Raw genomic sequence first — 14033 nt, 5'->3', positions numbered from 1 at the left:
GCTTTTGGCGGATAATACGCGTCTTCTTCGCGCGGCTGCGGCCCCTTTTGAGGCCCAAGCCGCGATTTTACGTGGTTTCGGCGCGCGGCTGATGCGGTAACTTCCCGCGATTCGCTTCTGACGCAGCGCGCCCTTATTTAGATTTCGACATTTCCATGCCCGCCCTTTCGCTTTCCCCCGCCGAGCGCTCCGCGCTGCGCTCCCAGGCCCATGCGCTCAAGCCCGTCGTGCTGATCGGCGCCGAAGGGCTGACCGACGCCGTGCTGAAGGAAATCAAGGTGCACCTCGCCGCGCACCAGCTGATCAAGATCCGTGTGTTCGGTGACGAGCGCGACGAACGCGTCGCCATTTACGACGAGATCTGCGATCGCCTGAATGCGGCGCCGATCCAGCACATCGGCAAGCTGCTGGTGATCTGGAAGCCCGAGGCTGCCGTGGCAACCCCTGCTCGCGGCCGCCGTGCCGGCGCGCTGCCGAGCGCGGCCGAAGCCGCCGACGACAAGAAAGGCCGTGCGCCGCGCACCGTCAAGGTCGTCAAGGTATCGCCGAACGCGAGCCCGGTGCGGCGCCCGAAGCCGACCAAGGTTGTCGTGCGCGGCAACGAGCGCGTGACGGCGGGCGGCACCGTGAAGCGGGCGAAAAAGCGTCAGGCCAGCACGAAGCGGCCACACCAGGACAAGTAATCTTGCCTGCCGGCACGGGACACCCCGTGCCGCGCTGCCCGAGCGGCGCTCGGGCCGTTCAGGCGTCTTGCGCCGGCAGACGCCAGATCAGCATCAGCCCCAGCACGCTCTCGACGAGATAGAACAGGCTCGAGACGCCGTGCAGCATCCCGAAGCGGCTCGCATACGGCGAGTTCGCGATATCGGTGCCCGCTTCCATCGCTGCCACCCGCAGCGCGTTCATGAACGGCTGCAGCGCGAAATACCCGACCAGCACGCACGCGACCATCGCCGCGACGATCCAGCGCACGCGACGATAATCGCCGCTGCCGCGCCGCACCTGCTGGTTCGACAGCGCGAGCAGCAGCACACCGCACACGACGCCGAGGATCGCCTCGATGCGAAACAGCTGAGCGGCGACCGAACCGGCCGTCATCCGCTCCAGCGTCTTGAACAGCACGGGCGCGACCGCGTACCCGATCGTCAGCAGGCTGCCGACCCACACGGCCGACAGCAGGCGAAACACGCGATGCGGCATCACGTCGCCCCGCTTCAGATGTAGCTGACCGAGATGATTTCGTATTCGCGCACGCCGCTCGGTGCCTGCACGGCCGCGACGTCACCTTCGGACTTGCCGATCAGTGCGCGTGCGATCGGCGAGCTGACCGAGATCAGGCCGTGATCGATATCGGCTTCGTCGTCGCCGACGATCTGGTACTTGACGGTGTCGCCCGACTCGAGATCCTCGAGTTCGACCGTCGACGCGAAGACCACGCGGCCTTCGGCATCAAGCACGGTGGGGTCGATGACCTGCGCGGCGGACAGCTTCGATTCGAGTTCGGCGATACGGCCTTCGATAAAGCCCTGTTTTTCCTTCGCCGCATCGTATTCGGCGTTTTCGGACAGATCGCCCTGTGCGCGGGCCTCCGCGATCGCGTTGATCACGGCCGGCCGCTCGACGGACTTGAGGCGCTGCAATTCATCGCGCAGGAGTTCTGCGCCACGCTTTGTCAACGGAATGGTGCTCATAAACGGCTCAATCGCTAAAAAACGGCTATAAAAAAAATCACCGCGATTAAGCGCGTTTCCGGCGAACCGGAAACACCGCTTAACCGCGGCACGTGTTGCTTCGACAGGTAACTGACTGCTTAGTTTAGGCGAGCATGAAGACCTTGTAAATCATAGACTTCCAGATCCTTCAGGTAGCGCAAGCCTTCGACAGCCGCGCGCGCGCCCGACATCGTCGTGTAGTACGTGACCTTGTGCGCCTGCGCGCTCATGCGGATCGAACGCGAATCGGCGATCGCCTGGCGCGTCTCGTCGACCGTCGTGAACACGAGTGCGATCTCGCCGTTCTTGATCATGTCGACGATGTGCGGACGGCCGTCCTTCACCTTGTTGACGACCTTCACCGGCACGCCGGCCGCTTCGATCGCGGCAGCCGTGCCCTTGGTCGCGACGATCGGGTAGCCGAGGTCGTGCAGCATGCGCGCGACTTCGACCGCCTTCGGCTTGTCGGCGTCCATCACGGTCAGCAGCACCGTGCCCGATTCCGGCAGGCGCGAACCGGCCGCGAGCTGCGACTTGAACAGCGCTTCGCCGAACGTCTGGCCGACGCCCATCACTTCGCCGGTCGAACGCATTTCAGGCCCGAGGACCGGATCGACGGTCGGGAACTTGACGAACGGGAACACCGCTTCCTTCACGCTGAAGTACGGCGGCTCGACTTCCTTCGTCACGCCCTGCTGCGCGAGCTTCTGGCCGACCATCGCGCGCGCCGCGATCTTCGCGAGCGGCAGGCTGGTCGCCTTCGACACGTACGGCACCGTGCGCGATGCGCGCGGGTTCACTTCGAGCACGTAGATGATGTCCTGCTTCGAACCGTCCGCCTGCGGCACCTGCTGAATCGCGAACTGCACGTTCATCAGGCCGACCACGTTCAGCGCCTTCGCCATCGCGCCCGTCTGGCGCTTTAGCTCGGCCACGGTTTCCTTCGACAGCGAATACGGCGGCAGCGAGCATGCCGAGTCACCCGAGTGGACGCCCGCCTGCTCGATGTGCTCCATCACGCCGCCGATGAACACCGACTCACCGTCGCAGATGCAGTCGACGTCGCATTCGATCGCGTCGTTCAGGAAGCGGTCGAGCAGCACCGGCGAATCGTTCGACACCTTCACGGCCTCGCGCATGTAGCGCTCGAGGTCGCGCGGCTCGTGGACGATTTCCATCGCGCGGCCGCCCAGCACGTACGACGGGCGCACGACGAGCGGATAGCCGATTTCGGCGGCCAGCGCGAGCGCTTCGTCTTCGGCGCGCGCGGTGCGGTTCGGCGGCTGGCGCAGGCCGAGGTCCTGCAGCAGCTTCTGGAAGCGTTCGCGGTCTTCGGCCGCGTCGATCATGTCGGGCGACGTGCCGACGATCGGCACACCGTGCGCCTCGAGGTCGAGCGCGAGCTTCAGCGGCGTCTGGCCGCCGTACTGGACGATCACGCCGACCGGCTTTTCCTTGTCGACGATCTCGAGCACGTCTTCCAGCGTCAGCGGCTCGAAGTACAGGCGGTCGGACGTGTCGTAGTCGGTCGACACCGTTTCCGGGTTGCAGTTGACCATGATCGTTTCATAGCCGTCCTCGCGCATCGCGAGGGCCGCGTGCACGCAGCAGTAGTCGAACTCGATGCCCTGGCCGATCCGGTTCGGGCCGCCGCCCAGCACCATGATCTTCTTGTTGGTGGTCGGCTGCGCCTCGCACTCTTCCTCATAGGTCGAGTACATGTACGCGGTTTTCGTCGCGAATTCGGCCGCGCAGGTGTCGACGCGCTTGTAGACCGGGCGCACGTTCAGTTCCACGCGGCGTTTGCGGACGTCTTCCGGCGTCGCCCCGAGCAGCCTCGCGAGGCGGCGATCCGAGAAGCCGCTCTGCTTCAGGTAGCGCAACTCGTCGAACGTCAGCGACGCGAGCGTGCGGCCCGACAGCGCCTTCTCCTTCAGGATGATCTGTTCGATCTCCGCAAGGAACCACGGGTCGATCGCGGTTTCCGCGAAGATCTCTTCGGCCGTCATGCCGATGCGGAACGCATCGCCGACGTACCAGATGCGATCCGGGCCCGGCTCGTGGATCTCGATCGCGATCTCGTCGCGGTCGGTCGACTTCTCGTCGAGACCGTCGACGCCGACTTCGAGGCCGCGCAGCGCCTTCTGGAACGATTCCTGGAACGTGCGGCCGATCGCCATCACTTCGCCGACCGACTTCATCTGCGTGGTCAGGCGCGAATCGGCTTCGCGGAACTTCTCGAACGCGAAACGCGGGATCTTCGTGACGACGTAATCGATCGTCGGCTCGAACGATGCCGGCGTCTGGCCGCCGGTGATCTCGTTCTTCAGCTCGTCGAGCGTGTAGCCAACGGCCAGCTTCGCCGCGACCTTCGCGATCGGGAAGCCGGTCGCCTTCGATGCGAGCGCCGACGAGCGCGACACGCGCGGGTTCATCTCGATCACGACCATGCGGCCGTCCTTCGGGTTGATCGAGAACTGCACGTTCGAACCGCCCGTGTCGACGCCGATCTCGCGCAGCACCGCGAGCGATGCATTACGCAGGATCTGGTATTCCTTGTCGGTGAGCGTCTGCGCCGGCGCGACCGTGATCGAGTCGCCGGTGTGCACGCCCATCGGGTCGAGGTTTTCGATCGAGCACACGATGATGCAGTTGTCGGCGCGGTCGCGCACGACTTCCATCTCGTATTCCTTCCAGCCGAGCAGCGATTCCTCGATCAGCAGTTCGCGCGTCGGCGACAGGTCGAGACCGCGCTTGCAGATCTCCTCGAATTCCTCGCGGTTGTACGCGATGCCGCCGCCCGAGCCGCCGAGCGTGAACGACGGACGGATCACGACCGGGTAGCCGCTGCCGCCGGTGAGCGCCATGATCTCGGCGTGCACCTGGGTCGCTTCTTCCATCGAGTGTGCGACACCCGACTTCGCGGAACCGAGACCGATCTTGGTCATCGCGTCCTTGAACTTCTGGCGGTCTTCCGCCTTGTCGATCGCTTCCGGCGACGCGCCGATCAGTTCGACGCCGAACTTCTCGAGCACGCCGTGGTGGTGCAGGTCGAGCGCGCAGTTCAGCGCGGTCTGGCCGCCCATCGTCGGCAGGATCGCGTCCGGACGCTCCTTCTCGATGATGCGTGCGACGACTTCCCACGTGATCGGCTCGATGTACGTGACGTCGGCCGTGTTCGGGTCGGTCATGATCGTCGCCGGGTTGCTGTTCACGAGGACGACCTTGTAGCCCTCTTCACGCAGCGCCTTGCAAGCCTGCGCGCCCGAATAGTCGAACTCGCAAGCCTGGCCGATGATGATCGGGCCGGCGCCGATGATGAGGATGCTTTTGATGTCTGTGCGTTTTGGCATGGCTTGTGAATTCAATAAGTAATCGTTGTCGTGGGTCGGCCGGCTGCGCTCAGCTCATGGTGGCGAGCGCGAGCTTCACCGAGAAACCGATGAACAGGCCGCCCACGCTGCTCGCCGCGCCCGCCGCGAGCTTGCGGCGGCGGCGGAAATGCTCGGCGAGCCGTGCGCCCGCGAAGATCAGCGTGCTCAGGTACACGAAGCTCGCGCTTTGCGCGATCGCCCCGAGCACGACGAACGACAGCGCGGGATGCGGGAATGCCGGGTCGACGAACTGGATGAAGAACGAGATGAAGAACAGGATCGCCTTCGGATTCAGCAGGCTCACGATCAGCGCCTTGCGGAACGGCTGCTCGCCGTCGACCGTACGCGGCGCGTCCGCCGGCGCATCGGCACGCGCGCGCAGCTTCCGCCACGCGCTGCGCAGCATCCCGGTGCCGATGTACAGCAGGTACGCGGCGCCGCCGTACTTGACGACGGAGAACAGCAGCGGGTTCGCCTTCAGCAGCGACGCGACGCCCGCGGCGGACAGCACCATCAGCACCGTGTCGCCGAGGAACACGCCGCAAGCCGCGCGATAGCCGACCTTCACGCCGCGCTGCGCCGCGAGCGACAGCACGTACATCGAGTTCGGCCCCGGCAGCAGGATGATGAAGATCACGCCGAACACGTAGGTCCAGATATCCGTGATGCCGAGTGCGTGGCCGAACATGATGCGAATCTCCCGTTCTTCGGTTGCTTCGGTGACGTCAGGCGTTGCGCTGCTTCGCCGCGTCCATCAGTGCGGTGAAACGGTCGAACAGATAGCCGATGTCGTGCGGGCCGGGCGACGCTTCCGGGTGGCCCTGGAAGCAGAACGCCGGCTTGTCGGTCAGCTCGAAGCCCTGCAGCGTGCCGTCGAACAGCGACACGTGCGTCACGCGCGCGTTGGCCGGCAGCGAATCCGCGTCGACCGCGAAGCCGTGGTTCTGCGACGTGATCACCACGCGGCCGTCGCCGAGATCTTTCACCGGGTGGTTCGCGCCATGGTGGCCCGTCTTCATCTTCAGCGTCTTCGCGCCGACCGCGAGGCCCATGATCTGGTGGCCGAGGCAAATGCCGAAGGTCGGCACGCCGCGCTCGATGAACTGCTTCGTGGCCGCGATCGCGTAGTCGCACGGTTCCGGGTCGCCCGGGCCGTTCGACAGGAAGATGCCGTCCGGATTCAGCGCCAGCGCATCTTCCGCGCTCGCCTGCGCGGGCAGCACGGTCACGTGGCAGCCGCGTTCCGCGAGCATGCGCAGGATGTTGTACTTGACGCCGAAGTCATACGCGACGACGCGGTACTTCGGGGCTTCCTGCATCCCGTAGCCGCTGCCGAGGCGCCATTCGGTCTGCTTCCACTCGAACGGCTTCGTGGTCGACACGACCTTCGCGAGATCCATGCCGGCGAGGCCCGGGAACGAGCGCGCGAGCTCGATCGCCTTCGCCTCGTCGTCCGAACCGGCCAGGATGCAGCCGTTCTGCGCGCCCTTGTCGCGCAGGATACGGGTCAGCTTGCGGGTATCGATGCCGGCGATCGCGACGACGCCTTCGTCGCGCAGGTAATCGCCGAGCGTGCGGTTCATGCGGAAGTTCGATGCGAGCGTGGGCAGATCACGGATGATCAGGCCGGCGGCATGGACTTTCGTGGCTTCGACGTCTTCGGCGTTGACGCCGACGTTGCCGATATGCGGGTAGGTGAGCGTGACGATCTGACGCGCGTAGCTCGGATCAGTCAGGATTTCCTGATAGCCGGTAATCGCGGTGTTGAACACGACTTCACCGATCGTATGGCCTTCGGCCCCGATCGAATAACCACGAAAGACCGTGCCGTCGGCGAGTGCAAGCAAGGCGGGAGAAAAAGACGGCAACACGGGAGGCTCCTTGGGGAACACCCTGCTGCCGACCTGTTTACCCTGCCGCGCGAGCGCCGCGCTGCGTAGGCGCGCGGAGTCGCTAGCTGGACGCGACCTGCGTTGTCGAGACGCGAACCCGGCGCGTGGCGCACGAGGCTTCGCGGCATCGCCCGACAGGCGGCGTGCGGCGGATGAACGGGATGAGTGAGGTAGGCGCTAGGGTGCGAGGTTGATCAGCACAAACTTTCAAATTATAGCCCGAAAATGACCATATTTTCAATCGATATGGCCGTCCGATCGTGTGTGCGGCACACATGCCGCCGCGACAGCCGCGCGCGGCAAGCGCTGCTGCGGCCCCGTTTCCGCAGCCGCCCTACCCGTCAGCGTACCGCCGGATCAACCTGCTTGCCAGCGCCGCGCGCGGGCCACACGGACCAGACCGCGCTCGCGAGCTGCAGCGCGAGGAGCACGCTCCACGCGGTAATGTGCGCGGCCGCCGGGTAATGGCCGTCGACGGCCGGCCAGTGCGACAGCACCGCGCCGATGCCGATCTGGAACGCGAAGATCAGCACGAAGATCACGAGCGTGAGCGTCGTGTTCGCGCGGCCGATCAGATGGGCCGGGAAGTGACCGGCCAGCACCGCGTAGGTCAGGATCCCGACGCCGCCGAACATCCCGTAGGCGGCCCACAGCACGGCCGGCGGCAGCGGCACGCGCGCGACGATCGCGGCTTGCGTGGCGACGAACAGCACCATGCCGATGCCGCAAAATGCGTGGACGGACACCCCGCGCCGCTCGAGCACGCGCGCCGCCGCGCCGAAGCCGACGCAGCCGGCCATCATCGCGAAGCCGAGCACCGACACGAGCCGTGCGGCGTGCTGCGCATCGAACCCCGCGACATCGCGCAGGTACGGCCCGACCCACAGCGACTGCATCGCGTAAAACACGCCCTGCGTGACGATCGAGAACGACGAGATCTTCCAGAACGCGCGGCTGCCCAGGATGTGCCAGGTGCCCTTGAACTGGCTGACGAGCCCACCCTGGTGGCGCGGCCGCTCGGCTTCCGGCGCACCGAAGCCGATCGCGGCCGCGACGACGATCGTCAGCACCGCGAGACCGCCGCAGACAGCGCGCCAGCTCGTCACGCCGAGCAGCCAGGTCAGCGGCGAGCCGACCGCGACGCCGCCGAGACCGCCGACGGCCATCACGAGACCGTTGACGAGCGGCAGCCGGCCGACCGGAAAATGCTGCGCGAGCGCCTTGAACGCCGCACCGAGGCACACCGACACGCCGACGCCGATCAGGAGCCGACCCGCCATCATCGTGCCGAGGTCGTGCGCGACGCCGAACACCGCGGCACCGGCCGCCGCGAACAGCAGCATGCCGGCCGCCACGCGGCGCGGGCCGAAATGGTCGAGCAGCACGCCGGCCGGAATCTGTGCGCCCGCGAAGCCGAGGAAATAGAGACTGGTGAGCAGCCCGAGATCGGCGGCCGACAGCCCGAGCTCGTGCGTGACGAACGGCGCGAAGCCGAGATTGACGCCGCGGAACACATACGACACGAAATACCCGATCGCAAACAGCGCGAGCACCCTCACCTGCACCGACGACATCGCCTCTCCTTGTTGTTCCGGGCTCGTGATTCCACGGCCCGCGCAGCAGCGGCCCCGCTGCCGCGCACAAACGAAAACGCCGTCACCTCGGTGACGGCGTTGCTGCGCGTTCGTCGGATGATAGCGCAGTCGCGCTGCGATCACGATCGCGCGTTACTTCTTCTTGCCCTTGTGTGCAGCGGCCTTCGGCACAGCCTTGGCCGGCGCCGCCTTCGCGGGAGCAGCCTTCGCCGTGCGAGCCGCCGGCTTCGCGGCACCCTGCTTCGCACCGCGCGACTTGCCGCCGACGGACAGGCTCGCGCGCTCGATATGCGCGCTGCCCGTCGACGTCGCGATCCGCTCCGGACCCGGCTCGGCCGGCACCGCACGGCCGACCGGCACGTGCAGCACGAGCGCCTGGCCCGGCATCACGAGATCGCGGTGCGTGCGGTTCCATGCCTTCAGCTGGCCGACCGACACGCCGTAGCGGCCAGCGAGTGCGGCCATCGACTGCTTTCGGCGCACGCGGATCAGCATCTTGCGCGTATCGGGCACGTCGGGCTCCATCGCGAGCACGCCGTTTTCCGCGACGTCGGCGCTGATGTCCTCGTCGTCGTCATCGCCGCGCGGCACGACGATCGTCGAACCGGGCTTCAGGCGCATGCCGGCCGGAATCTTGTTGACCGACATCAGCGTATCGGCGTCGACACCGATCTTCTCGGCAATCGCGGCCGGGCGCGTGCGCTCGCTGACCGTGTAGGTGGTCCACGACGACAGCTGGCCGTTGTACGCCTTCAGGTTCTTCTCGAACGCCGCCGCGTTGTCGAACGGCAGCAGGATCTGCGGCTCGGTCGCGCCCAGGATCACCGGTTTCGAGAACGACGGATTCAGCGAGCGGAACTCGTCGAGCGACAGGTTCGCGAGCTTCGCGGCCACCGCCACGTCGATGTCGCGCGACGTCGTGACCGTCACGAAATACGGGTGGTTCGGGATGTCCGGCAGCGTCAGGCCGAACTGCTGCGGATTCGCGATGATGTTCTTCACCGCCTGCAGCTTCGGCACGTAGTTGCGCGTCTCGTTCGGCATCCGCAGGTTCTGGTAGTCGGTCGGCAGGCCCGCTGCCTGGTTGCGCGCGATCGCGCGCTGCACGTTGCCCTCGCCCCAGTTGTAGGCGGCCAGCGCCAGATACCAGTCGCCGAACATGTCATGCAGGCGCGACAGGTAGTCGAGTGCGGCGCTCGTCGACGCGAGCACGTCGCGGCGCTCGTCCTGCCACATGTTGCGCTTCAGGTTGTACGTGCGGCCCGTGCCCGGCATGAACTGCCACATGCCGGCCGCCTTCGCGACCGACAGTGCCTGCGGGTTGTACGCGGATTCGATGAACGGCAGCAGCGCGAGCTCGGTCGGCATGTGGCGCGCTTCGAGTTCCTCGACGATGTGATACAGGTACTTCTGCGAGCGCTCGGTCATGCGCTGCACGTAATCGGGGCGTTGCGTGTACCACGTCGTCTGCATGTCGACGAGGTCGCTCTGCAGGTCGGGCATCTGGAAGCCGCGGCGAATGCGCCCCCACAGATCGGAGTCTGCGCTGGTCAGGTCGCCGACGGATTGCTTGTCGACGTCGACAGTTTCTTTGGCGGTGGCTGATTTGCGGAGGTAGTTGGACGTCGCCTGCGAATCGGCGGCGGTGTTGGCGACAGGGCCCTGACTCGCACAAGCGGCGAGTAGCAGGACCATCAGCGCGCTCAATATAAGTCGCATGAAAATCTCGGCTTCCGACGGCTGGAAATTGCAGGCGATACTACGGAAGTGCGTGCTTCACGTCAATAAAAACACCGAAAACTCAGCGAAATCCTACATTTGCAGCAATTTTTACAGACGCCACCTGAGGTTTGGAGTCCTCCGGAAAGCGTCACCGGAAACGATTTTTCCACTCCCGCATCAGCGTGAACGCCGCCAGGCGATCCGACACCGTTTCGTGCAGCTCGGCCTCGAGCGTCGCATGGATCGCCGCGCTGTCCGATCGCATGAACGGGTTGACGGCACGTTCGTGCGCGATCGTAGTGGGCAGCGTCGGCACGCCGCGCGCGCGCAGCGCCTGCGCGTCGTCGCGCCAGGCGGCGAGCGCCGCATTGCCCGGCTCGCACGCGAGCGCGAAGCGGATGTTCGACAGCGTGTATTCGTGTGCGCAATGCACGCGCGTGTCGCCCGGCAGCGCCGCGAGCGCGTCGAGCGACGCGAGCATCTGCGCGGGCGTGCCTTCGAACAGGCGGCCGCAGCCGCACGAGAACAGCGTGTCGCCGCAGAACACGTGCGGGGCGACGGCGCCCTGCCCGCCCGTGCCTTGACCGGCCGTCTGGAAATACGCGATGTGGCCGCGCGTATGGCCGGGCACGTCGAGCACGTCGAACGCGAGCGCCGGCGCATCGAGCGTCACGCGATCGCCGCCTGCGAGCGGCCGCGTGACCACGCCGATCGCCTCGGCCGCCGGGCCGCACACGACGAGCGGCACATCGTCCGGTTGGCTATCGCGCAGTGCGGCAACACCGCCGACATGGTCGGCGTGATGGTGCGTGAGTAAAATAGCGGTCAACCGCCAGCCGCGTTCGGCAAGAACACGGCGTACCGGCGCGGCTTCACCCGGATCGACGGCGATCGCATCGCGGCCGTCCGAGACGAGCCAGATATAGTTGTCTTCGAATGCCGGCACCGGCACGTATTCCAGCTCGTTCATGGGCGCGCAATCATCGTTATGTCCGATCGTCAAATTATAGACTGGCCCGCCTGGACCGACTCGCCGCCCGGCCGCTACGTGCTGGACTGGGAGCAGGCGCAGCTCGACCGGATCGTGTCCGACGTCTTCGGGTTTCACGCGCTCCAGCTCGGCCTGCCGCAGCTCGATGCGCTGCGCGAGAACCGCATGCCGTATCGCGGCCTCGTGCTCGATCCGGCGAGCGGCGCCAGTGCGCCCTACCAGTTTCCGTGGGCGCGCGAGGCGCGCGCGCCCGAACATGCGCCGGCCGATCGCAGCACGACCTGGTGCGACCTGCTCGACCTGCCGTTCGAGTCGCAGAGCGTCGACCTGATCGTGATGCCGCATACGCTGGAATTCACGTCCGACCCTCACCGCCTGCTGCGCGAGGCCGAACGCGTGCTGATGCCGGAAGGCCAGCTCGTGATCACCGGCTTCAATTCGCTGAGCCTGTGGGGCATGCGGCAATCGTTCGGGCGCATGGCGAACCGCCCGTTCGTGCCGGCCACGCGCGACCAGATCGCGTTCATCCGGCTCAAGGACTGGATCAAGCTGCTCGGCTTCGATCTCGAGCGCGGCCGCTTCGGCTGCTACCGGCCGCCGCTCGTCACCGACAAATGGCTTGCCCGCTACGGCTTCATGGAAGCCGCCGGCGACCGCTGGTGGCCGATCTTCGGCGCCGTCTACATGGTCACGGCCGTCAAGCGCGTGCGCGGCATGCGCCTCGTCGGCCCGATCAAGATGAAGAAGCCCGTGCTCGCGCCGGGCCTGACGCCGGCGGCCACCCCAACCACCCATCAAGAGCACTCATGACCACCGACACCATCGACATCTATACCGACGGCGCCTGCAAGGGCAACCCCGGCCCCGGCGGCTGGGGCGCACTGCTGCGCTACGGCGACCGCGAAAAGGAGCTGTTCGGCGGCGAACCCAACACGACCAACAACCGCATGGAACTGATGGGCGTGATCGCCGCGCTCGAGGCGCTGAAACGGCCGTGCCGCGTGATCGTCCATACCGATTCGCAGTACGTGCAGAAAGGCATCAGCGAGTGGATCCACGGCTGGAAGAAGAAAGGCTGGGTCACCGCGGCGAAGACCCCGGTGAAGAACGCCGACCTGTGGAAGCGGCTCGACGCGCTCGTCGCGCAGCACGAGGTCGAGTGGCGCTGGGTGAAGGGTCACGCGGGCCATCCCGAAAACGAACGCGCGGACGCGCTCGCGAATCGCGGCGTCGAATCGCTCGTGGCCTGAACGCAGGCCGCCCCACTGTCTTTCCCGATTTATCCGACATGCGCCAGATCATTCTCGATACCGAAACCACCGGCCTCAACCCTCGCACGGGCGACCGCCTGATCGAAATCGGCTGCGTCGAGCTGCTGAACCGGCGGCTCACCGGCAACAACCTGCACATCTACGTGAACCCCGAACGCGACAGCGATCCGGGCGCACTGGCCGTGCACGGCCTCACGACCGAATTCCTGAGCGACAAGCCGAAGTTCGCGGAAGTCGTCGACCAGATCCGCGACTTCGTGAAGGACGCCGAGCTGATCATCCACAACGCGCCGTTCGACCTCGGGTTCCTCGACGCCGAGTTCGCGCGGCTCGACCTGCCGCCGTTCACCGAGCATTGCGGCGGCGTGATCGACACGCTCGTGCAAGCCAAGCAGATGTTCCCGGGCAAGCGCAACTCGCTCGACGCGTTGTGCGACCGGTTCGGCATCAGCAACGCGCACCGTACGCTGCACGGCGCATTGCTCGACTCGGAGCTGCTCGCCGAGGTCTATCTCGCGATGACGCGCGGCCAGGACAGCCTCGTGATCGACATGCTCGACGACGCAGGTGCAGACGGCGGCGCGGCGAACGGCCAGCGCGTATCGCTCGCGTCGCTCGACCTGCCGGTTCTCGCGGCGAGCGACGACGAGCTCGCCGCCCACCAGACCCAGCTCGACGAGCTCGACAAGTCGGTCAAGGGCACCTGCGTGTGGCGCAAGTCCGCCGACGTCGACACCGCCGAAGCCGCCTGACGCGGGCCGCACACGCCAGCCGCGCTGCAGCCCGCGCTCACGCGCGCGGCTGCAGCGCGATGACGGCCATCCCGCCTAGCGCGAGTACTGCGCCCATCACATCCCAGCGGGTGAGCGCGATCCCGTCGACGATCCGCAGCCAGATCAGCGCCACCGCGATATACACGCCGCCGTACGCCGCGTACGTGCGCCCCGCCGCGCTCGGGTGCAGCGTGAGCAGCCACGCGAACAGCGCGAGCGACAGCGCGGCCGGCACCAGCAGCCATGCAGGCCGCCCGCCCTTCAGCACGAGCCACGGCAGGTAGCAGCCAACGATTTCGGCCAGCGCGGTGACGGCGAACAGCGCCGCGATCTTCATCAGTTCGGTCATCCGGTTCCTCGTGGATTCGCCCGTCGCCCAGCGGGCCGCGCGATGCCGTCGCGCGCCGCCGATCATACCGGAGCCGGCTCCGCCGAAACCGCCGCCACACGGGGGATTCCGGGCAATTTGCACGATCGTCTGCCATCGTGCTATCATGTCGCCTGTTTCAACATTCAATCTCTGTCTATTCGATTTCGAAAGAAGTCCGTCCGCGCGTTGCGGGCCGGTGCTTCGACCGAAATTGCATCCACAGGAAAGCCCGCCCGACAGGCCCGCTTTTCTCGTTTCGTTGCCCCTTTCGGGGCGCTTGCCGGAACGCCGGACCCCGTCCGCACCGGCATCTGCCGCTCGCATCACGCGGCC

The 14033-nt window shown here is 66.4% G+C and carries 13 protein-coding genes; 4 read left to right on the top strand and 9 right to left on the bottom strand.

Annotated features, from left to right (window positions below; all coding sequences use genetic code 11):
• Nucleotides 1-155 precede the first annotated feature (155 nt).
• On the top strand, nt 156-683 hold the full coding sequence (locus tag AC1Z3W_RS24800; RefSeq protein WP_057927899.1) for a YhbY family RNA-binding protein: 528 nt from the start codon (nt 156-158) through the stop codon (nt 681-683).
• 58 nt (nt 684-741) lie between these two features.
• Here AC1Z3W_RS24800 and AC1Z3W_RS24795 read toward each other — a convergent pair whose 3' ends face one another.
• The 8 genes from AC1Z3W_RS24795 to gloB all read right to left on the bottom strand — a co-directional run bounded on the left by AC1Z3W_RS24795 (nt 742) and on the right by gloB (nt 11265).
• A complete protein-coding gene (locus tag AC1Z3W_RS24795) occupies nt 742-1200 on the bottom strand; it encodes a DUF4149 domain-containing protein (RefSeq protein ID WP_057927898.1) in 459 nt (152 codons plus the stop codon).
• A 14-nt stretch (nt 1201-1214) separates the two neighbouring features.
• On the bottom strand, nt 1215-1691 hold the full coding sequence (gene greA, locus AC1Z3W_RS24790) for a transcription elongation factor GreA (protein ID WP_057927897.1): 477 nt from the start codon (nt 1689-1691) through the stop codon (nt 1215-1217).
• A gap of 119 nt (nt 1692-1810) precedes the next feature.
• A complete protein-coding gene (gene carB / locus AC1Z3W_RS24785) occupies nt 1811-5065 on the bottom strand; it encodes a carbamoyl-phosphate synthase large subunit (RefSeq protein ID WP_124833266.1) in 3255 nt (1084 codons plus the stop codon).
• A gap of 49 nt (nt 5066-5114) precedes the next feature.
• Nucleotides 5115-5774 carry a leucine efflux protein LeuE gene (gene leuE, locus AC1Z3W_RS24780; protein ID WP_057927895.1) on the bottom strand — a complete coding sequence of 220 codons (660 nt, stop codon included), beginning with the start codon at nt 5772-5774 and terminating at the stop codon, nt 5115-5117.
• 37 nt (nt 5775-5811) lie between these two features.
• Nucleotides 5812-6957: a glutamine-hydrolyzing carbamoyl-phosphate synthase small subunit gene (gene carA, locus AC1Z3W_RS24775; RefSeq protein WP_057927894.1), complete on the bottom strand. Its 1146-nt coding sequence runs from the start codon at nt 6955-6957 to the stop codon at nt 5812-5814.
• A 362-nt stretch (nt 6958-7319) separates the two neighbouring features.
• Nucleotides 7320-8552 (bottom strand): MFS transporter, encoded by a 1233-nt coding sequence (locus tag AC1Z3W_RS24770; protein WP_124833267.1) that lies wholly within the window; start codon nt 8550-8552, stop codon nt 7320-7322.
• 153 nt (nt 8553-8705) lie between these two features.
• Complete coding sequence (locus AC1Z3W_RS24765) at nt 8706-10292, bottom strand: transglycosylase SLT domain-containing protein (RefSeq protein ID WP_124833268.1); 1587 nt, start codon at nt 10290-10292, stop codon at nt 8706-8708.
• Between the two features lie 151 nt (nt 10293-10443).
• Nucleotides 10444-11265 (bottom strand): hydroxyacylglutathione hydrolase, encoded by an 822-nt coding sequence (gloB, locus tag AC1Z3W_RS24760; protein WP_057927891.1) that lies wholly within the window; start codon nt 11263-11265, stop codon nt 10444-10446.
• An 18-nt stretch (nt 11266-11283) separates the two neighbouring features.
• Between gloB and AC1Z3W_RS24755 the strand changes: the two genes are divergently transcribed.
• Genes AC1Z3W_RS24755 through dnaQ form a run of 3 tightly spaced genes read left to right on the top strand, consistent with a single transcriptional unit; the run spans nt 11284 to nt 13309 of the window.
• Complete coding sequence (locus AC1Z3W_RS24755; RefSeq protein WP_057927890.1) at nt 11284-12096, top strand: class I SAM-dependent methyltransferase; 813 nt, start codon at nt 11284-11286, stop codon at nt 12094-12096.
• Complete coding sequence (rnhA, locus tag AC1Z3W_RS24750; protein WP_057927889.1) at nt 12093-12536, top strand: ribonuclease HI; 444 nt, start codon at nt 12093-12095, stop codon at nt 12534-12536. Before AC1Z3W_RS24755 ends, rnhA begins: the two co-directional genes overlap by 4 nt.
• A 38-nt stretch (nt 12537-12574) precedes the next feature.
• A complete protein-coding gene (gene dnaQ, locus AC1Z3W_RS24745; protein WP_057927888.1) occupies nt 12575-13309 on the top strand; it encodes a DNA polymerase III subunit epsilon in 735 nt (244 codons plus the stop codon).
• Between the two features lie 37 nt (nt 13310-13346).
• On the opposite strand, the gene AC1Z3W_RS24740 is transcribed toward dnaQ, so the two are convergent.
• Entirely contained in the window at nt 13347-13679 is a 333-nt protein-coding gene (locus AC1Z3W_RS24740; RefSeq protein WP_057927926.1) for a YnfA family protein, read from the bottom strand.
• Nucleotides 13680-14033: the final 354 nt, after the last annotated feature.

This window comes from Burkholderia sp. 10_S31 (assembly GCF_056930375.1).
Note: the sequence above shows the minus strand (reverse complement) of the source record. Positions and strands in the feature narration are given on the sequence as shown.

Bases quoted from the DNA above. Each gene is read 5' to 3' on its own strand.
- AC1Z3W_RS24770 (WP_124833267.1), bottom strand. From the start codon at position 8,552: ATGTCGTCGGTGCAGGTGAGGGTGCTCGCGCTGTTTGCGATCGGGTAT.
- gloB (WP_057927891.1), bottom strand. From the start codon at position 11,265: ATGAACGAGCTGGAATACGTGCCGGTGCCGGCATTCGAAGACAACTAT.
- dnaQ (WP_057927888.1), top strand. From the start codon at position 12,575: ATGCGCCAGATCATTCTCGATACCGAAACCACCGGCCTCAACCCTCGC.
- AC1Z3W_RS24740 (WP_057927926.1), bottom strand. From the start codon at position 13,679: ATGACCGAACTGATGAAGATCGCGGCGCTGTTCGCCGTCACCGCGCTG.
- AC1Z3W_RS24755 (WP_057927890.1), top strand. From the start codon at position 11,284: ATGTCCGATCGTCAAATTATAGACTGGCCCGCCTGGACCGACTCGCCG.
- AC1Z3W_RS24800 (WP_057927899.1), top strand. From the start codon at position 156: ATGCCCGCCCTTTCGCTTTCCCCCGCCGAGCGCTCCGCGCTGCGCTCC.
- AC1Z3W_RS24795 (WP_057927898.1), bottom strand. From the start codon at position 1,200: ATGCCGCATCGCGTGTTTCGCCTGCTGTCGGCCGTGTGGGTCGGCAGC.
- AC1Z3W_RS24765 (WP_124833268.1), bottom strand. From the start codon at position 10,292: ATGCGACTTATATTGAGCGCGCTGATGGTCCTGCTACTCGCCGCTTGT.
- rnhA (WP_057927889.1), top strand. From the start codon at position 12,093: ATGACCACCGACACCATCGACATCTATACCGACGGCGCCTGCAAGGGC.
- greA (WP_057927897.1), bottom strand. From the start codon at position 1,691: ATGAGCACCATTCCGTTGACAAAGCGTGGCGCAGAACTCCTGCGCGAT.
- carB (WP_124833266.1), bottom strand. From the start codon at position 5,065: ATGCCAAAACGCACAGACATCAAAAGCATCCTCATCATCGGCGCCGGC.
- leuE (WP_057927895.1), bottom strand. From the start codon at position 5,774: ATGTTCGGCCACGCACTCGGCATCACGGATATCTGGACCTACGTGTTC.